Raw genomic sequence first — 19142 nt, 5'->3', positions numbered from 1 at the left:
TGGAGGAAATGAAAATATGGAAGGAAATGTCCTAGTACAAAAACAATCGCAATCATCTAGTCAATTATTCGAAAAGTTACTACCACATATCGAGCTTATAGCCGCAATTACTTCAGGTGTTTTTATTCTTATCGGTTGGTTACTTAGTAAAGGAGGCTATGAAACAACTTCTATCACTATCTTTATCTTATCTTTTATAATCGGAGGTTTTGCGAAGGCAAAAGAAGGTATTGAAGAAACGATTGCTAATAAGGAATTAAACGTTGAAATGCTGATGATCTTTGCCGCAACCGGCTCCGCAATCATTGGCTATTGGATTGAAGGTGCCATTCTTATTTTTATCTTTGCAATGAGTGGCGCACTAGAAACATATACAATGAATAAAAGTAAAAAAGAAATTTCTAGCCTTATGGAGTTGCAACCTGAAGAAGCTTTATTAATTCATGAGGATGGTGAAGAACTTGTTCACGTTTCTACACTACAAATCGGAGATAAAATTCTAGTTAAACCAGGGGAACGCGTTCCCTCTGATGGAATCATTGTCTACGGACAAACAACTATAGATGAAGCAACGATTACTGGTGAATCGATTCCGGTAACAAAAGGGTTATCTGAAGAAGTGTATGCCGGCACCGTCAATATGAATGGAGCCATTAAAGTAGAAATCACAAAAAAAGCGGATGAAACTCTTTTTCAAAAGATCATTCAACTGGTCCAATCAGCACAAAGTGAAAAGTCCCCTAGTCAGTTATTTATAGAGAATTTCGAAGGGAAATATGTAAAAATTGTACTACTGACCGTCGCACTCATGCTATTTCTCCCACACTTCTTACTTGGATGGAGTTGGAACGAAACATTTTACCGTGCCATGATTCTCCTAGTAGTCGCCTCACCTTGTGCACTTGTCGCCTCTATTATGCCGGCTACATTGTCTGCGATTTCTAATGGAGCAAGACAGGGAATTTTATTTAAAGGCGGGGTACATTTAGAGAACTTAGGCCATATTAAAGCCATTGCGTTTGATAAAACAGGTACTTTAACTAAAGGACGCCCAGAAGTAACAGATTTTATTACACTACACACTCAGCATCGTGATGATTATTTACGCATTGTTGGATCAATTGAAAACCATGCAAACCATCCACTTGCTACTGCCATCGTCTCGTATACAAAAGAAGAGCAGAGCTCTCCCCTTATAGAGCCCGAATCAATCGAAGATGTACCAGGATGGGGCATTAAAGCAGTGATTAACGGCGTCACTTGGAAAATTGGTAAACCATCATTTATTTTGAACAATAACGAACTTGCGCCAGAATTAAAAGAACAGCAAGAAACATTAGCTTCGAATGGTAAAACGATCGTTTTATTTGAACGCGATCATGAGGTGTGTGGATTAATCGCATTAAAGGATCAAGTTCGTCAAGAAACGAAAGCTGCGGTTAAACAATTAAATGATCAAGGTATATACACCATCATGTTAACAGGCGATAGCCAATCAACCGCTCAAGCCATTTCTACTGAAGCAAATGTAGAAGACTTTATTGCAGAATGTTTGCCAGAAAAAAAAGTGGATCATGTTAAGGAATTAAGAAATCAGTATCAACAAGTAGCAATGGTTGGAGATGGAATTAACGATGCGCCTGCACTTGCGACTGCAAATGTTGGGATTGCCATGGGTGAAGGAACCGATGTCGCATTAGAAACAGCAGATATTGTTTTAATGAAAAACGATCTTCCTAAAATCGCTCATGCAATTGCCCTATCCAAACGCATGAACACCATTATTAAACAAAATATTGTTTTCTCTATATCAGTTATTATGCTGTTAATTTGCTCTAATTTTCTACAGATATTAGATCTTCCTTACGGTGTAATCGGTCACGAAGGCTCAACCATTTTAGTGATATTAAATAGCTTAAGGTTGTTGAAGAACTAAAAGAAAGCAGCTATCCAAGTGTGTGAATGGATAGCTGCTTCTTTATTTAATGATAGCCGTTTTGCTTATTAGCCGAACTAGATGTTTTTTGTTTAGGTTTATTTTTACCTTTTTGTTTTGTGTTACCATCTTTATTTGCAGTCAATGTAATCACCCTCCTTAAGCCTAGGTTGTCCATTGATGCACCTTACAATCAGGTAACTTTTACTATGTGTTTTTCACTTTGCTGTATTTATTTAACAATGCGTTTATTTCTCCACCAATCATAATAATAATACCCGTTAAATAAAACCAAATCATTAATATAATGATTCCACCAATACTCCCATATGTGGCCGAGTAATTTCCAAAATTACTCACATAATATGAAAACGCATAGGAAGATAGAATCCAGCCAATTGTAGCAAAAAGTGAACCTGGGATAACTGTCACATTCGTTAAACGCTTATTAGGAGCAAACCAGTACAGTCCACTAAAGATAATAAAGATGATAAGCGGACTCGCCAGCCATCTAAGTGCATTCCATATGCTCAAAAATTGCTCAGTCAATCCAAATGCATCAAAGATAAATAGACCAATTTGTCTCCCAAACACAGGTAATAATAATGCTACTAAGAAAACAAAAACCATAGAAATAGTTAAAAGCATAGCAATGCCTCTTGCAACAATAAATGATCGACTTTCAACGACATCATACGCCTTATTAAAAGCCCTCATAATGCCATTTATCGCGGCGGACGCGGACCACAATGTACCGATAATACCAATTGATAACAGAGCCCCATTTTTCGTTGTGACGGCACTCAAATTGTCTTCCAATAATGACATAATTTCTTTTGGTGCGAAATCTCTAACGATAGCAAATATATCCTCTTGAGTAATCGGTAAATAAGGCAGCAATGATATCAAAACAATTAATAATGGAAAAAGTGATAGGAGAAAGAAGTAGGCCAATTGTGCAGCTACGCCGAAAACATCATCCTTATCTATTTGCTCCCATAGTTCCTTTCCAAAAGTAGTGACTTGTTTCATCAGCGATCCCCCAAACCTTGTTAGTTATTCCTAACATTCCCTTCTAACGTCGCTTCTGAAACCTCTACTTCACTTTTAGGGTCATTTAAGGCTTCTCTTGTTTCAATTGCCTTTGTTTTAATATCCTCAATTGTGGTCGTTAAGAAAGCCACATCTTCACCGATCTGCTGGGCTGCTGTTCTAACTTTTAAAGAGACACCTTTCACTTGTTGAACGGCTTCATCGGGATTTTTTATGTAATATTTTGCACTTTCTGTCGTTTCTCTGCATTTAGATTTTGCATTTTCTCTTGTATCACGGTCTAGCATCGTGAGCGCACCGCCCGCTACCGCTCCAAGGACAACACCTTTCCAAAACAATGATTTTCCCATTTTCCTCACTCCTTTATTCTTTTTAATCTACCTATACTTTATTTTCTTTTTTTCTCTAAAAACATGCAAGCTTTGCACCTATCAATGGTTGACTTTTCACTTTAACCATGGAAAGATTATACTACTGATGTATTATGGGGGGAAATCAAGTGAATTTATCACAGAAATCAACTGAAAATGTCGATTATATGATCGAAAAAATCAAGGAAAAACTAAAAGTATTAAATATTGGCGCCATTAAATCTTCTCATTTTGACGAAGAAATGTACGAAGAACTAAAAGATATTTACGATTTAGTGATGAAAAAAAATCATTTCAGTCCTAATGAAATGCAAGCAATCGCTGAAGAATTAGGAAACTTGCGCAAGAATAAATAAGTCCTTATTATAAGCAGCTGCATGATTTGCAGCTGCTTTTTGTTTTATTGCTCAGTTAAAATCGTGATTCCATCTTTACCGACTGCAATTGTATGTTCATATTGAGCTGATAAACCACCATCAACTGTTCGCGCAGTCCAGCCATTTTGATCCATCTTCATATGATGCATTCCAGTATTCACCATTGGTTCAATGGTGAATACCATACCTTCTTTTATTCTCGGTCCTTTATGAGGGAGGCCAAAATGAGGAACATCCGGTTTTTCGTGGATGCTTGCCCCTATCCCATGACCAATAAATTCCCTTACTACCGAAAATCCTTTCTCTTCAACAAACTGTTGAATCGCATAACCAATATCTCCAATTCGGTTGCCTATCTTCACCTGCTCAATTCCTTTATATAATGATTCCTTTGTGACATCTAATAGGGTAGATACCTTTTCACTCACTTCTCCAACGCCGTACGTCCAAGCTGAATCTGCAAGAGCTCCATTATAATTGACCACCATATCAATCGTTACAATGTCGCCTGATTTTAATGGTTCCCTCCTCGGAAATCCGTGACAAATTTCATCATTAATGCTGGCACAAGTAGCATACTCATACCCGCGATAGCCCTTTTGCTCAGGTGTAGCCCCTATTTTCTTCAGATAGGCATCAACAAATTCTTCAATTTCCCATGTAGTTATACCCGGTTTAATTCTCATGGCAATCTCTTTATGACATTCAGCAAGTACCTTACCTGCTTCATGCATCTTTTCAATCTCTCTAGGTGATTTCAACACGATCAATAGCAAAACCTTCTTTCAGTCACTGTTATATTAAAAGTTATTATACTCTACTTATTAATATTAGCGCTGAATGAAAAGTTTTACAAAAATCATGCAACGATTGCTTTTCTTAAATTATCAGAGTAATTTTAAAGACTCTCTTGTAAAGGCAGGAATATCATCAGGTGTGCGGCTCGTCACAAGTTGATCCTGACAAACCACTACTTCTTTGTCCTGAAGTTTAGCTCCTGCATATTCCATATCTACATGAATGGATTTATAGCCTGTAGCTCCTCTACCTTCTAATGTTTTAGCAGAAATTAATAATTGTGGTCCATGACAAATAGCAAAAACAGGTTTTTTCGCATCCATCATCTTTTTCGTAAATTGAACAAAGCGATCATCTGCTCTTAACATATCCGGAGAAAATCCACCTGGAATAAAGAGAGCATCAAACTCATCTGCGTTCACATCATCTATACTTTTATCAATCGTCACTTGATCATTTCCTTGCTTCCCTTTTACGACTTTACCAGCCTCTGATTCAATTGTAATAACCTCATGTCCTGCTTCCTTATAACTTTTTGCTGGTTCTGTATACTCAGAGTCCTCAAACATATCGGTAATTAGACAAGCAATTTTTTTACTCATTTACTATCTCTCCTTTATGGTTTATATTGTTGGTTATATTATGTCCGTTCCCTGAAAGTCTTCCCTTAAAACATATATGTATGTTAATTAATATATTAAAGAAAACATGCCCTACAACTATACTTGATATTTATTTTCTGTTAAAATTCTTTTAGAACGGTAAGAATTCAATCTATTCAGTTTATACAGTCTCATTTATATCGGCAGCTCCGTAATGTAATGATTAAAAATTTTTTATTACAATTAAAAGACTAAGCGATTACAATTTACGGACATAAGCGGTTGGATTCTCTTTTTTTGATATGATACTGTTAACAACAAAGATAGATAGGGTGAACGTGATGATTGGTAATCGAGTCAAAGCATTAAGACAAGAGAAAAAAATGTCTTTATCAGAGCTTGCAGATCAAGCAGGAGTAGCTAAATCCTACTTAAGCTCATTAGAGAGAAATTTACAAACGAACCCTTCCATTCAATTCCTCGAAAAAATCGCAGCTGTACTCAATGTACCTGTTGATCACCTTATCCATGATCAAATTAATAAAGAAGAATTAGATACTGATTGGATAAATATAGTCAAAGAAGCGATGGAATCTGGGGTTTCAAAAGAAGAATTTCGGGAGTTTCTCGACTTTAATAAGTGGAAGACTAGAAATAAATAAGACAAGCTTACAAACGAATCTATAAAGATAAAAAGAGATATGAATGAAACCTCCGATAATCTTCGCGTTTATCGGAGGTTTTTTCTTCTTATATTTTTTTTATTCCATTTTAACCATAATCTTGTAAGCTCATTAATTCGGAGGCCTCAATGTCATGTTATTCCTCTTCTTTAGCTTGTAGAAAAATTCTCACCTCTTCTTTATTTAAACCTAATTGTTTTGCTTCTTCAATAAGGGCAAGCCATTCTTCATCTAGTGTTTCTATAACTAAAGACCTTTCCAAATTAAATCCCCCTTTAGACTTGAAGCATATTCTCAATTAGTCCTATTTTGCAATAAATCCCGCTTTATTTTCAGACTATTGTAGATATTTACATTTTACTACTAGTTCATTCTAAAATCTGCTAATTTTTTTCTTCATTTTCAATCAAAAAACGACAAGTGTATAATGAAACTTGTAGAATAGAGGAAAAAATCGGAACTTTTGAGTCAAAAAATACCTACAAATAAAAAAACCGAACATCAATTCCTCCTTTAAAAGTTTGATTGATGTTCAGCTTCCTCTTTGATTTTTAAAATTGGATACTTTTATATCTTGAATTATAATTGCATAGCAAGTTTTGCCCCAATTTCGGCATTATGCTTAACTAATGCAATATTGGCTGCCAAGCTCTTACCACCGGTTAATTCTTTAATCATAGATAAGAGGAATGGTGTTATCTCTTTCCCTGAGATACCTTCTTCTTCTGCATGAACAAGAGCTTGATCAATCATCTCATTCATTTCCAGTTCATTCATAGCATCTGCTTCTGGTATTGGATTAGCAATAACTAGCCCTCCATTTAAGCCTAGTCCCCACTTTACCTTCATCATTTCAGCAATCTCTTTTATCTCATCTACACGAATATTGACATTATACGGGCTCTTTCTCGTATAAAAAGCGGGTATCTTATCTGTACGGTAACCGATGATTGGGACACCATATGTTTCTAGATATTCAGCTGTTAATTTAATATCCAGAATCGATTTAGCACCGGCACAAACGACAGCGACATTTGTCTTTGCTAATTCCTGCAAATCGGCTGATATATCCATTGTTTCACTTGCCCCTCTGTGGACACCACCAATACCACCTGTTACAAAAACTTCAATCCCAGCTAGTTCTGCACAAATCATCGTGGCAGCAACAGTTGTCGCTCCATGTTTCTTCGCTGCAATGACATAGGGAAAATCTCTTCTGCTAACTTTCATAATTGAATCGTTCGTTGCAAGTAGTTCAAGTTCTGCGTCTGATAGTCCGATTTTAATTCTACCTTCTATAATAGCAATGGTTGCTGGGATTGCCCCATTCTCCCTGATAATCATTTCAACTTCTTTGGCTGTTTGTACATTTTGAGGGTAAGGCATACCGTGAGAGATGATTGTTGATTCTAGTGCGACAATTGGTTTTAACTGTTTTTTTGCTTCGATCACCTCATCAGAGTAATCTAACCAATCTTTTCTCATTTGTAACAACTCCTCTAAAAATATTCTTGAAAGGCATGTTGTAGTTTCTTTGGGTTTAATTGTGGATGAACCGTTTCCTTACTTGTAAGCGTTACACTTGCACAGATAATTCCTATTTTACAAGCATCTTCTATATGCATTCCTTTATGATGTGCATAAATAATTCCTGATGCTAAGGCATCTCCAGCACCTGTTACATCAACGACATGAACAAAAGGGGGCATAATAGCTCCTGCCTCTCCATCTTGTGTGGCGAAAACAAGGCCATTTTCCCCTCTCGTTATTATCACTCTTTCTACACCTTTTGCTAAAATGATTTCACATGCTTTAAAGTAATCTCCTTCACTTGTAAGTTTTACTCCTGAAAGCAAACTTGCCTCATCTTTATTGGCAATAAGAAAACTCACACCTAATAGTTGAGCAGGGAGTCTTTTTATTTTCGATGTAGATACTGTTGTAATACATAATGGTGTGTTGAATTGTTTACATTTTTCTATTACTCTTGTCAATATAACACTTGGGAAATTCGTATCTAGAACAACCATTTTAGCCGAAGTAAAATACCCCCATCGTGATTCTATTATCTCCACATCGAGGTCATCGTTAATTCCCATATCAGATAATGCTAATTTCATTTCTCCCTTTTTATCCAACACTGCTGTATAAGTTCCTGTTCGGCAAGTAGGTATAATTATCGAAGGTGTTGTATCTACTAGTGGCTTTAGGCGATCTAACAACCATATACCTTCGTGATCTTCACCAATAGCAGATAATAAAGAAACGGACATTTCAAGTCTAGCCAAATTCTCCGCGATATTCCTTGCTACCCCTCCTCCTGATTGTTCAGTTTTCGCAGAATTCGATGTCCCTTCCTCTAAGCCGTCCACAGCTTGCAATTTTCTATCAATATTGGCAGCGCCCACACATAAAATAGATGGTTGCTTTGGTAAAATATAAGCCCTACCTAATATATAGCCATTTTTTGTAAGAGAGGAAATATAGCCTGCGACGGTAGAACGAGAAATGCTTAAGCTGTCTGCTAGCTCAGACTGTGAAATATAAGGATTATCTTTTATGGAATTTAAAATTTGCTGCTCTTTTTCATTCAATGGCTCCCCCTCCTGAGAACATTTGTCTATATTATAAACAATAGTTTGATATTTCTGCAAATTCTAATTATAGCTATACTATTTCTCATAAAAAAACAGATAAACTTTCTCAAAGTTTATCTGTTGGTTGTCAGTTCTCTCGGAAGTATTAAAATTTCTACTCTACGATTTCTTTCTCTTCCCGTAACCGTTTCATTCGATTCTTTAGGTTTATATTCACCAAACCCTTTGGCGCTAAACCATTCAGGATTAAGCTCTGGATTATGTAAAAGCACTTTCATGAAATTGACAGCTCTCATTACACTTAGTTCCCAGTTTGACTCAAAATTAGCATTTCGTATCGGTATATTATCCGTATGGCCACTAATAATAATATTTCTTGGAGGGTTCATCACAAGTAGATCAGAGATTTCTTCTGCTGTTTGTATATCTCTAGTTCTCACTTCTGCACTACCTGAGGAGAATAATACATTATCTCGAATCGTCACAAGCAGGCCTTCAGTTGTAAGCTCCGTTTCAAACTTATCAGTAATATCATTACTTATAATATAGTGATCAACTTTGGCTTTTAACTTTTTAAGTTCCTCAGTATCTTGTTCTTCATCAGATAGACCAGACAATTGACTAGCTGACACACTTTCTTTTTTTTGAGGGGCCATACTTCCTTCTGGCATTGGGCTAGGAAAATCAATTACACCATTACCTCCAGAAAAAACTTCATTAAAAGCTGTGGACATTTTTTGGAACTTTTGAACATCGATTGCACTAGAAGCAAATAAGACGATAAATAAAGCAACTAATAATGTAAGTAAATCCGCATAAGGCAGTAACCAGGATTCATCAACATGCTCATCTTCGTGACTCTTCTTCTTCCTTCTAGTCATGATTCTTTGCTTCCTTCATCTAGAAATTCTTTTCTTTCTTTTCCTGGTAAGTAGGAAGATAGTTTTTGTTCAATCACACGTGGAGATTCTCCCTCCAAAATAGATAAAATCCCCTCTATCATCATCCTCTTATGTTTAGCTTCTATTTTAGATTTCCTCTTTAACTTATTTGCGAATGGATGCCACAATACATATCCCGTAAAGATACCTAACATCGTTGCCACAAATGCAGCACTTATTGCTTCACCTAAAGCGTTAATATCGCTCATATTTCCTAATGCCGCAATTAATCCAATTACTGCACCTAATACACCTAGTGAGGGGGCATATGTTCCTGCTTGAGAAAATATTTGCGCTGCCGATTGATGGCGCTCTTCCATTGCATCAATTTCTTCATTTAATACGTCTCTAATATAATCGGCACTCTGTCCATCCACTGCTAGTGATAAACCATTCTTCAAAAAGGGATCATTGATTTCATTTATTCTTACTTCTAATGATAACAACCCCTCTTTTCGTGCAAGCTGAGCCCAATCAGCAAATTGGCTAATAATTTGAGACATCGGTAATGTCTCTCTTTCTTTGAATATGACGCTCATTATTTTAGGTATTCTTTTCACTTCAGAGACTGGAAAAGCGATTAAAACAGACGCTACTGTTCCAACGATAATAATCATAACGGCAGCGGGATTTACTAATACACCCAGTCCTACTCCTTTTAGAAACATACCTAACACAACTGCAATAATTCCTAATATGACACCTATCCAAGTTGTTTTATCCATCCTTATCACACCTACTTCAAAAAATACTTACTTCAAAACTTTTTACTCATTACTTTTTTATCAGATACTGGTTTCTTTGTTTTATTTCGACATATTTCTATGTAATTGAAGTAACTTAATAAGGTCTTTTATCCTATTTGTCTTTTTGTGTTTATATACATAAAAAAACCACACAAAAATGAATGAATAGCATCATTTTTGTATGGTTATTTAAAAAGCTTGTTTTCGATTTTCTGTTCATAATTTTTGAAAATTTGTGTGTTTGTTGCCACTTTTCTTTCTGATAACAATGCTTGAAATTTTAACCTCTTTTCATTCAGCTCTTTTTTTAGTTCTCCTTCTTTCTCTTCATTCTCACAACTTGCAATTAATTGTTCAATTGTTAGCATCTCTTTCCTAAGATCAATTTCTTTTGTTGTATATCCTGCATTTTTCATTATTTTATAAGACATTCTTAGAGATTCTGGTACCCCGCTTAGTTCATCTTTCGGTAAAGGCTTACCATGCCCTTTTAAATGAGCAAACTCTCCCTGTCTTTGCGCTTGTTTGATTTTCTCTTCTGCTAAAATTGAGAATAAATCCATTAAATTATCACCTCATCTTCATCTTATGATACTCCATGCAGTTACATATCCCTAACGAATGAAGGGAAATATAAAATGGAAAGGAGCGATTCACTATGTCAAGAGGTAAACATTTTAATCATAAGAACAAACAGCATCCAGGTGCGTTTAATGAACAATATCAAAAAGAAAAATCAACTGAAGCTCAAGAAGACGAGGAGTTTTTAGTCGTTCAAGAAGCCTTTAAAAATCGCATTGAACAAAGTGAAAACCGTTAATATTTTTATTAGGCTGTAACCTTAGGGCTTACAGCCTTTTTTATAAAAAAAGTTAATGATAAGCTTTAATTTTTAGCCACTCTGTGCAATTTTCGATATCGTTAGAAAAAATACGATCCTGGTTAATTGTTGGTACAATTGTTCGACCTTGTTCATATAGTGAGCGGGTATGATTAGCCATTTTATCTATTCCCTTAAATTCAACCGCTTGCATAGCACAAATCAATTCAATTGCGATAACTTTATTTACATTTTTTATGATTTGATAGGCATGCCTTGCACCAATCGTTCCCATACTTACGTGATCCTCTTGATTAGCAGAAGAAGGAATAGAATCAACACTAGCAGGATGAGCCAGTGTCTTGTTCTCTGACACGAGTGAAGCTGCACAATATTGCATAATCATGGCACCTGATTGCAGCCCCGGTTCTGGGCTAAGAAAAGCGGGCAATTGATTGAGTTGTGGATTAACTAACCTTTCTATTCTTCTTTCAGATATATTCGCTAACTCAGCAACCGCAATTTTCAAAAAATCCATAGCTAACGCAATTGGTTGACCATGAAAATTCCCGCCTGAAATTACTTTTTCTCCATCATCAAAGATTAAAGGGTTATCTGTTGCAGCATTCATTTCAATTTCGAGCTTTTCTTTCACATAGTTAAGTGCTTGCCAAGTAGCACCGTGCACTTGCGGAATACATCTTATAGAGTAGGCATCCTGGACCCTCATTTCTCCTTGAACAGTAGTTAACTTACTACCACTTAAGTATGACCTCATTCGTTTTGCTGTTGCGATTTGTTCAGGATAACCACGAGCTTCATGTACTTTATGATCAAATGCATCGATTATTCCATTTAATGCTTCTACCGATATAGCTGCAATCTTTTCGCTTTCAAAAGCTAAGTTTTCTGCTTCAATATAGGCGATAACTCCTTGAGCGGTCATAGCTTGCGTACCGTTAATCAACGCAAGACCTTCTTTTGCTTCTAAAGTCAGCGGAGTAAGATCACATGCCTGTAGTACTTCTGCGCTCTTTTGTTTTTGTCCATTGAAAAAGACTTCACCTTCACCAACTAGTGTAAGTGCTAAATGGGATAGTGGTGCTAAATCACCACTCGCACCTAAGGATCCTTGCTGAGGAACGACAGGATGAATACGTTGATTAAGGTAAGTAAGTAGTCTATTAATTAATGCAAGACGAACCCCTGAATGCCCTTTTATAAGCGCATTAGCCCTTAACAATAACATTGCCCGAGAGACCTCCTCTGAGAACTCCTCACCCACTCCACATGCATGAGAGCGTATTAAATGGATCTGCAACTCCTCTACATGTTTGCGATCAATATGAACATCACTAAACTTTCCGAAACCAGTCGTAATCCCATATACAGTTTTACCTTCCGCAACTATTCTCTTTACAGCCATATGACTTCTTTCTACATTTTCTATACTCATACGGGCAATATTAACTTCTTCTCCGTGAAAGACCACCGCTTTCACTTGCTCTATCGTCAGGTGTTCCCCTGTTAATTCAATCATCTTATTACCTCCTTATCACATTAGCAAAATAAAGAAAAGACCCGAGTATCACCGAAATGATACTTGGGTCTTTTTATTAAAATAAAATTATTCTTATTTACGTTCATGATACTTCACCTATTTGATCTGTCTTATATCTATATTATAAAGCGGTGCTTACTCATGTCAATTGATTTTTACCATATTCTACCTGGTTACCATGTTAGCAAAATAAAGCACTAGAGCAACCCATATAAATTCATTCCATTTTCCGCTATAATAATTAACGACCCTTTAGTTTAGGAGATTGTTTTTTTGGAAGGGAGAAAATATGAAATCATTAGTATTAGCCGAAAAACCAAGTGTCGGCAGAGAAATAGCCAGAGTATTAGGATGCAATCAGTCGCATAAAAACTATATAGAAGGCAAGCATTATATTGTTACATGGGCGCTTGGTCACTTAATAGAACTCAAGATGCCCGAACATTACGATAGCAAATACAAACAATGGAAACTAGAAGACCTGCCAATTATTCCTGATAAAATGGGCATCAAGGTAATGAAGCAAACAAGTCATCAATTTAAAACGGTCGAGCATCTTTCCAAGCGAAATGATGTAGGAGACTTTATTATCGCAACCGATGCTGGGCGTGAAGGTGAGTTAGTTGCTAGATGGATTTTAGAGAAGATTAAATGGAAAAAGCCAATCCACCGCCTCTGGATCTCATCTGTCACCGATCGAGCAATACAACAAGGATTTAAAAACCTTAAACCAGGGAAAGACTTTTTAAATTTATATGATTCTGCTGTTTGCAGAGCTGAAGCAGATTGGCTCATCGGATTAAATATTTCACGTGCATTAACAACGAAGTATCAAGAACCTCTTTCTGCTGGTAGAGTGCAAACTCCAACGCTTTCCCTTATTATGGATCGTGAGAAACAAATCCAGAAATTCACCCCACAGGATTATTGGATGATTCATGCAAAAGTGGGCGTATTAGAAACAGAATGGGAAAACAATGGTGAGAAACGAATCTTTAATAGTGATCAAGCTGAAACGATTAAAAAACAAACAGCAAAAGCAAAAGCAACAGTGCAATCGATTACTCGGAAAGAAAGAAGTGAAGCACAACCACTTCCATATGATTTAACTGAGCTACAACGCGATGCCAATAAAAAATTCGGCTTCTCAGCTAAAAAAACATCATCTGTACTGCAAAAATTATACGAACAACATAAAATCGTAACGTATCCACGTACAGACTCTCGTTATTTAACAAGCGATATGGAAAGTACAATGATGGAAAGATTAGAGGCAATTGCTGGTTCTTATAGTACAGAAGTAAAACCTTTGCTTGCGAAAAAGGGTAAGGTACTAGCCAAAAAGGTATTTAATAATAGTAAAGTGACGGATCATCATGCTATCATACCAACGGAACAAAGAGTACATCTCAGTGATTTATCAACAGATGAGAAAAAATTATTTGATATCATTGCTAAGCGATTCCTTGCTTTATTTTATCCGCCATATCAATATGAAAGTGTACTATTAAAGTTAGATATAGCTGGTGAAACGTTCGTAGCTAAAGAAACCCATATCATTGACTTAGGGTTTAAAACGCTCCATTCATCTACGAATGAACAAAATTCAAAGACTGCGTTGAATCAGTTACAACAAGGGAAACAGCTGCAAGTTCATACAGTCGAGACGATAAAAAAATTAACAGAGCCCCCTGCTCGCTTAAGTGAAGCCGATCTGTTACAAGGGATGGAGAAATTTGGTTTAGGTACACCTGCAACGCGTGCCGAAATTATCGAAAGACTTATCTCATCAGAAGTAGTAGAAAGACAAAACGGGCGCTTTCATTCCACCCAAAAAGGGAAGCAGTTAATGGATCTTGTAAATGATGAATTAACATCCCCAGCATTAACAGCTAAGTGGGAAAAAGAACTTGAAGCCATCGCACATGGAAAAGCAAAACGTGATGACTTTCTAAAGAAAATTAGACAACAAACGAAGCAAATAGTATCCGAAGTAAAGAAAAGTGATAAATCTTACCGCGCCCATAACTTAACCGGATCGAAATGTCCTGAATGCGGCTCTTTCTTAAAAGAACGGAATACGAAAGATGGGAAAATCCTCGTTTGTTCGAGTCTGGATTGTAACTTCAGAAAAAGAAAAGATCCAAAGCTTTCTAATCGTCGTTGTCCTCAATGTCATAAAAAGATGGAAGTTCACAACGGGAAAGCTGGCACATACTTCCAATGTCGCAAATGTAATGTGGTTGAAAAAGCGGCAGATAAGAAACAAAAAGTCAATAAACGTGAAGAAAGAAAGCTTGTTCAGAAATACTCTGCTAAAAATGATCAATTCGGTACGAGCCTTGGTGACTTGTTAAAACAAGCAATGGAAGATAAAGAGTAAACATACACTGTCAATCCAGTAAGAATCTTGCTGTTTTGGCAGTTTTTTTGTTATATCATGAACAACTTCTTGCTTATGTTTTACCATGTAAACCGTGTAGTTCTTCCCTCTATCTTGTCATAAAGATAAAAAGTTTCTTTTTTCCTATAGAAAAGTTACAATAAGTAAGAAGTTTTTGACAAAGGGAGTGTACATAGTATGAGTACTTTTGAAGAAAAGCTCGACAAATATGCAGAATTAGCAGTTAGAGTGGGTGTCAATATTCAAAAAGGTCAATCATTAGTCATCAATACTTCTATTGATTCTGCCCAATTGGTTCGAAAAATTGTAAAAAATGCTTATGAAGCTGGTGCTGATCAAGTTATTGTAAACTGGAATGATGATATTGTTTCTCGTACAAAGTATGAATTAGCACCGATTGATTCCTTTAAAGAGTATCCGAAATGGCGTGCGCGTGAAACGGAAGAATTAGCAGAAAACGGAGCAGCTTTTATTGCGATTGTCTCTTCTAGCCCTGACTTACTGAAAGGAATTGACCCTGAGAAAATCAGCACATTCCAAAGGGCATCAGGTCAAGCATTAGCAAAATATCGTAAAGCTGTGCAAACAGATAAAGTAAGCTGGACAGTAATATCCGCACCTTCTCAAGCTTGGGCGAATATGGTGTTCCCTGACGCAAAAGAAGAGGAACGAGTCAACTTACTATGGGATGCTATCTTTAAAGCAACACGAACTGATTTAGATGATCCTATCCAAGCATGGAAAGATCATGATCAAACATTACATGAAAAAGTAGAATACTTAAACGAAAAACGTTATAAAAAATTACATTACACCGCACCAGGAACAGATTTGACGATTGAATTACCAGAAAAACATTTATGGGTTGGTGCTGGAAGCGTCAATGAAAACGGTCATGAATTCATGGCAAACATGCCAACAGAGGAAGTGTTCACAGTGCCACATAAATATGGTGTAAATGGCACTGTCGCAAGCACAAAACCACTTAGTTATGGTGGTAACATTATTGACCGCTTCTCCATTACTTTTAAAGATGGAAGAATAGTTGATTATAAAGCTGAGGAAGGCGAAGCTATTTTAAAACAACTAGTTGAGACAGATGAGGGCTCTCATTATCTTGGTGAAGTCGCGCTTGTACCATTTCAATCACCAATTTCTCAATCAAACCTTCTTTTCTATAACACATTATTTGATGAAAATGCATCGAATCACCTCGCTATCGGCAGCGCCTACGCCTTCTGTGTAGAAGGTGGCAAAAAAATGAATAGTGAAGAGCTAGAAACAAACGGATTAAACGAAAGTATCACCCATGTAGACTTTATGGTCGGTTCCTCTGAAATGGATATTGACGGTATCCTTGAAGATGGTACAACTGAGCCTGTATTCCGTAAAGGAGATTGGGCATTTTAACAAAGAAATATTGCGTGTGCACTCTTCAGACCCAAACGCTAGCGTTTGGGTCTACTTTTCGTGATTTTTTGGGGATACAATATCTTTTGTGAATGAGCAAGCACGCCCCCTGAGCATTCTGTTTTTTGTGAATCATACTTTATTGTTATTCCTACTACTCTAAGTAATATTGCTTTTTGAGGAACAGATTATTGCGGAGCGCTCATGCTCTGGTTTCTCTCTGAGTGACTTGCTAATCCCTTTTGCGTGGCGCTCAGTTCTTATTTTCTTGCTGAGTGACCTGCATACTCCTTTTGCAAAGCACTCAGTTTTAGTTTTCTTGCTGAGTGACCTGCTAACTCTTTTTGCGAAGCGCTCATGCTCTGGTTTCTCTCTGAGTGACTTGCTGTTCCCTTTTGCGCGGCGCTCAGTTCTAGTTTTCTTTCTGAGTCACCTGCAAACTCTTTTTGCGAAGCGCTCACTCTCTCTTTTCTTTCTGAGTGACTTGCTAATCCCTTTTGCGAAGCGCTCATGTTCTGGTTTCTTTCTGAGTGACTTGCTAATCCCTTTTGCGCGGCGCTCAGTTCTTGTTTTCTTGCTGAGTGACCTGCTAACTCCTTTTGCAAAGCGCTCACACTCTAGTTTCTCTCTGGGTGACTTGCTAATCCCTTTTGCGAAGCGCTCATGTTCTGGTTTCTTTCTGAGTGACTTGCTGTTCCCTTTTGCGCGGCGCTCAGTTCTTGTTTTCTTGCTGAGTCACCTGCAAACTCCTTTTACTAAGCGCTCACTCTCTCTTTTCTCTCTGAGTGACTTGCTAATCCCTTTTGCGAAGCGCTCAGTTCTAGTTTCCTTGCTGGGTGATCCGCAAACTCTTTTTGCGAAGCGGTCACTCTCTGCTTTCTCTCTGAGTGACTTGCTAATCCCTTTTGCGTGGCGCTCAGTTCTTGTTTTCTTGCTGAGTGACCTGCTAACTCCTTTTGCGAAGCGCTCATGCTCTAGTTTCTCTCTGAGTGACTTGCTAATCCCTTTTGCGTGGCGCTCAGTTCTTATTTTCTTGCTGAGTGACCTGCATACTCCTTTTGCAAAGCACTCAGTTTTAGTTTTCTTGCTGAGTGACCTGCTAACTCTTTTTGCGAAGCGCTCATGCTCTGCTTTCTCTTTGGGTGACTTGCTAATCCCTTTGCAAAGCGCTCACTCTCTGCTTTCTCTCTGAGTGACTTGCTGTTCCCTTTTGCGTGGCACTCAGTTCTTGTTTTCTTGCTGAGTGACCTGCTAACTCCTTTTACTAAGCGCTCACTCTCTCTTTTCTCTCTGAGTGACTTGCTAATCCATTTTTCAAAGCGCTCCGTTCTTATTTTCTTGCTGAGTGACCTGCAAACTCTTTTTGCGAAGCGCTCACTCTCTCTTTTCTCTCTAAATGACTTGCTAATCCATTTTACAAAGCGCTCACTCTCTTTATTCTTTCTGAGTGACTTACCATGCCAGAATCCTTTGAATTTAGGCAGCACAAATAGGCTGCTACTATCTTGTTTTTAAAAATTTCGCAGCCTACCTATGATCAAAATATAATGTTTTATTGCTTACTTAATGAGATTTGCTTGATCTCTCCTGATTCATCCGTATAGGTTTTAAGAACATATTTATCAGCAAGAAATTCAGAATAGATTAAACCGTTCTCCTCTTTTTGTCTAACTGGATCTCCTAATAACTTCTTGAGATCTGCTAATGAAGATTGTAATCTTTCCCCTGGGATGGCAACTGTAGATACAGCCCCATCTTCTCTGTTATAGTAGTAGATTGTTTCTGGATACATTAAATACTGTTGACCATGAAGTATTCCCTCTTGAATGTAATAAGGGTTAGATTTTTTAATGTCTTCTATGTTCGTACCAATTGGATAAGGGCCACCCATAGGTATACCCATTTTCGCTCTTTCAATTACTTCTTTAGTCAACTCAATATTTTCATAAGGATAAAACACTTCTTCCGTCTCGCTCCAAATATCCATCCAAGACTGATCTAATAATGATTGATAAGCACCAGAATCTTCAGTTACCGTTGCTTCATCATGGAGTGAAAGGACTAATGGATCATTTTGTAATTCCCAGCTGAGAAAAATCGATTCATTTTGATTAACCGGATAGGCCGATTGAAGGACATTTTGACTTAAGGATTTAAGTTTTCTATCTGTTAAGTTAAGCAATTCTCCACCTTCAATCGGTACCTCTCTCAATATCCCTTGGTCCATTGAAATAACTCGAAGTGACGATACTTCCTCACTCTTTTCAAGTGATAATATAATAAGAGTTTGTTTATTTGTATTCAGTGAATAGATATTATTTTTATTGAATTTCTCATAGGCAAGCTCTTGGCTATATGCCATTTTGCCGTTCTCTTCAGCAACAAAAAATGAATATTGATTGCTATCATCTTGATTTGAGGAAATATATACTTCATAACTTTTTTCCCCATCCACCATTGTTGTTTCGTAAATGGCATTTTCTTCAAGGACTGCCACCTGTTGTTTTTCTACTTCATCCGCTTCATGAGCAACAGTTGAACTTGGCTCCATTTCTTGTTTATTCACCTTTGACTCATTCATGCAACCAGACATGAGAGTAGTTAACATTAATATATATAAATATTTCTTCATTTAAATCTCCCTATCAACAAAAATCACTTGGCCCTTGCCAAGTGCTTAATATTCTAAGTAAAGTCCTTTTTATGAAAGACTAGTCGTCAATTCTATTTTTAAGCTATCATACATTTCTTTATTGACATTCTAAATTGTAACAAATCTGAAACAATACTACAAACAGAATAAATAATCGTAAAGTAAACTTAATGTCCTGATTTCTCCCGTT

Annotated in this window: 21 protein-coding genes; 6 read left to right on the top strand and 15 right to left on the bottom strand. The window is 37.0% G+C overall.

The features are described from left to right. Positions 1–16 precede the first annotated feature (16 nt). The gene (locus tag MKY26_RS00830) at positions 17–1936 is read left to right on the top strand and encodes a heavy metal translocating P-type ATPase (RefSeq protein WP_341091835.1); all 1920 of its coding nucleotides are present in this window, start codon (positions 17–19) and stop codon (positions 1934–1936) included. A gap of 207 nt (positions 1937–2143) precedes the next feature. On the opposite strand, the gene MKY26_RS00825 is transcribed toward MKY26_RS00830, so the two are convergent. Both MKY26_RS00825 and MKY26_RS00820 read right to left on the bottom strand, forming a co-directional pair. After that, positions 2144–2968, bottom strand: a complete 825-nt coding sequence (locus tag MKY26_RS00825) for a YihY/virulence factor BrkB family protein (RefSeq protein WP_095370079.1) — start codon at positions 2966–2968, stop codon at positions 2144–2146. Between the two features lie 20 nt (positions 2969–2988). Further along, on the bottom strand, positions 2989–3339 hold the full coding sequence (locus tag MKY26_RS00820) for a YtxH domain-containing protein (protein ID WP_095370080.1): 351 nt from the start codon (positions 3337–3339) through the stop codon (positions 2989–2991). Between the two features lie 149 nt (positions 3340–3488). Between MKY26_RS00820 and MKY26_RS00815 the strand changes: the two genes are divergently transcribed. After that, positions 3489–3716 (top strand): DUF1128 domain-containing protein, encoded by a 228-nt coding sequence (locus tag MKY26_RS00815; RefSeq protein ID WP_095370081.1) that lies wholly within the window; start codon positions 3489–3491, stop codon positions 3714–3716. Positions 3717–3760: 44 nt separating this feature from the next. Here the strand turns inward: MKY26_RS00815 and map are convergent, their stop codons facing one another. Together map and MKY26_RS00805 are read right to left on the bottom strand one after the other, a co-directional pair. Further along, a complete protein-coding gene (gene map, locus MKY26_RS00810) occupies positions 3761–4507 on the bottom strand; it encodes a type I methionyl aminopeptidase (RefSeq protein WP_095370082.1) in 747 nt (248 codons plus the stop codon). A gap of 117 nt (positions 4508–4624) precedes the next feature. Then, positions 4625–5137 (bottom strand): type 1 glutamine amidotransferase domain-containing protein, encoded by a 513-nt coding sequence (locus MKY26_RS00805; RefSeq protein WP_095370083.1) that lies wholly within the window; start codon positions 5135–5137, stop codon positions 4625–4627. Positions 5138–5478: 341 nt separating this feature from the next. Between MKY26_RS00805 and MKY26_RS00800 the strand changes: the two genes are divergently transcribed. Beyond that, a complete protein-coding gene (locus MKY26_RS00800) occupies positions 5479–5799 on the top strand; it encodes a helix-turn-helix domain-containing protein (protein WP_095370084.1) in 321 nt (106 codons plus the stop codon). Positions 5800–5956: 157 nt separating this feature from the next. Here MKY26_RS00800 and sinI read toward each other — a convergent pair whose 3' ends face one another. From sinI to MKY26_RS00770, 6 genes are all read right to left on the bottom strand, one after another. Then, a complete protein-coding gene (gene sinI, locus MKY26_RS00795) occupies positions 5957–6082 on the bottom strand; it encodes a DNA-binding anti-repressor SinI (protein WP_157733760.1) in 126 nt (41 codons plus the stop codon). Positions 6083–6399: 317 nt separating this feature from the next. After that, on the bottom strand, positions 6400–7305 hold the full coding sequence (locus tag MKY26_RS00790; RefSeq protein WP_095370086.1) for a pseudouridine-5'-phosphate glycosidase: 906 nt from the start codon (positions 7303–7305) through the stop codon (positions 6400–6402). A 14-nt stretch (positions 7306–7319) separates the two neighbouring features. Further along, the gene (locus MKY26_RS00785; protein WP_341050311.1) at positions 7320–8414 is read right to left on the bottom strand and encodes a carbohydrate kinase; all 1095 of its coding nucleotides are present in this window, start codon (positions 8412–8414) and stop codon (positions 7320–7322) included. Positions 8415–8530: 116 nt separating this feature from the next. Continuing rightward, on the bottom strand, positions 8531–9298 hold the full coding sequence (motB, locus tag MKY26_RS00780) for a flagellar motor protein MotB (RefSeq protein ID WP_095370087.1): 768 nt from the start codon (positions 9296–9298) through the stop codon (positions 8531–8533). After that, positions 9295–10083, bottom strand: coding sequence for a flagellar motor stator protein MotA (gene motA / locus MKY26_RS00775; RefSeq protein WP_095370088.1), 789 nt, complete (start codon positions 10081–10083; stop codon positions 9295–9297). Before motA ends, motB begins: the two co-directional genes overlap by 4 nt. A gap of 206 nt (positions 10084–10289) precedes the next feature. Next, positions 10290–10667 carry a DnaJ family domain-containing protein gene (locus tag MKY26_RS00770; RefSeq protein WP_095370089.1) on the bottom strand — a complete coding sequence of 126 codons (378 nt, stop codon included), beginning with the start codon at positions 10665–10667 and terminating at the stop codon, positions 10290–10292. Positions 10668–10762: 95 nt separating this feature from the next. Between MKY26_RS00770 and MKY26_RS00765 the strand changes: the two genes are divergently transcribed. Further along, a complete protein-coding gene (locus MKY26_RS00765; protein WP_224935434.1) occupies positions 10763–10924 on the top strand; it encodes a hypothetical protein in 162 nt (53 codons plus the stop codon). A 52-nt stretch (positions 10925–10976) separates the two neighbouring features. Here the strand turns inward: MKY26_RS00765 and hutH are convergent, their stop codons facing one another. Then, positions 10977–12464 (bottom strand): histidine ammonia-lyase, encoded by a 1488-nt coding sequence (hutH, locus tag MKY26_RS00760; protein WP_307319365.1) that lies wholly within the window; start codon positions 12462–12464, stop codon positions 10977–10979. 310 nt (positions 12465–12774) lie between these two features. Here hutH and MKY26_RS00755 point away from each other — a divergent pair, with 310 nt between their 5' ends. Both MKY26_RS00755 and MKY26_RS00750 read left to right on the top strand, forming a co-directional pair. Further along, positions 12775–14868 carry a DNA topoisomerase III gene (locus MKY26_RS00755; RefSeq protein ID WP_095373503.1) on the top strand — a complete coding sequence of 698 codons (2094 nt, stop codon included), beginning with the start codon at positions 12775–12777 and terminating at the stop codon, positions 14866–14868. A 198-nt stretch (positions 14869–15066) separates the two neighbouring features. Beyond that, positions 15067–16299: an aminopeptidase gene (locus MKY26_RS00750; protein WP_322910037.1), complete on the top strand. Its 1233-nt coding sequence runs from the start codon at positions 15067–15069 to the stop codon at positions 16297–16299. Positions 16300–16559: 260 nt separating this feature from the next. Here MKY26_RS00750 and MKY26_RS00745 read toward each other — a convergent pair whose 3' ends face one another. The 4 genes from MKY26_RS00745 to MKY26_RS00730 form a co-directional block, all read right to left on the bottom strand. After that, positions 16560–16913, bottom strand: coding sequence for a hypothetical protein (locus MKY26_RS00745; protein WP_341091831.1), 354 nt, complete (start codon positions 16911–16913; stop codon positions 16560–16562). Positions 16914–17054: 141 nt separating this feature from the next. Continuing rightward, positions 17055–17270 (bottom strand): hypothetical protein, encoded by a 216-nt coding sequence (locus MKY26_RS00740; RefSeq protein ID WP_322910035.1) that lies wholly within the window; start codon positions 17268–17270, stop codon positions 17055–17057. A gap of 54 nt (positions 17271–17324) precedes the next feature. After that, a complete protein-coding gene (locus tag MKY26_RS00735) occupies positions 17325–17786 on the bottom strand; it encodes a hypothetical protein (protein ID WP_341091829.1) in 462 nt (153 codons plus the stop codon). Between the two features lie 65 nt (positions 17787–17851). Then, positions 17852–18931: a hypothetical protein gene (locus MKY26_RS00730; protein ID WP_341091827.1), complete on the bottom strand. Its 1080-nt coding sequence runs from the start codon at positions 18929–18931 to the stop codon at positions 17852–17854. Positions 18932–19142: the final 211 nt, after the last annotated feature.

Source organism: Cytobacillus sp. FSL R7-0680, from assembly GCF_038009245.1.
GTDB classification, from domain to species: Bacteria; Bacillota; Bacilli; order Bacillales; family Cytobacillaceae; genus Cytobacillus; species Cytobacillus kochii.
This window is presented reverse-complemented; position numbering and strand designations above follow the sequence as displayed.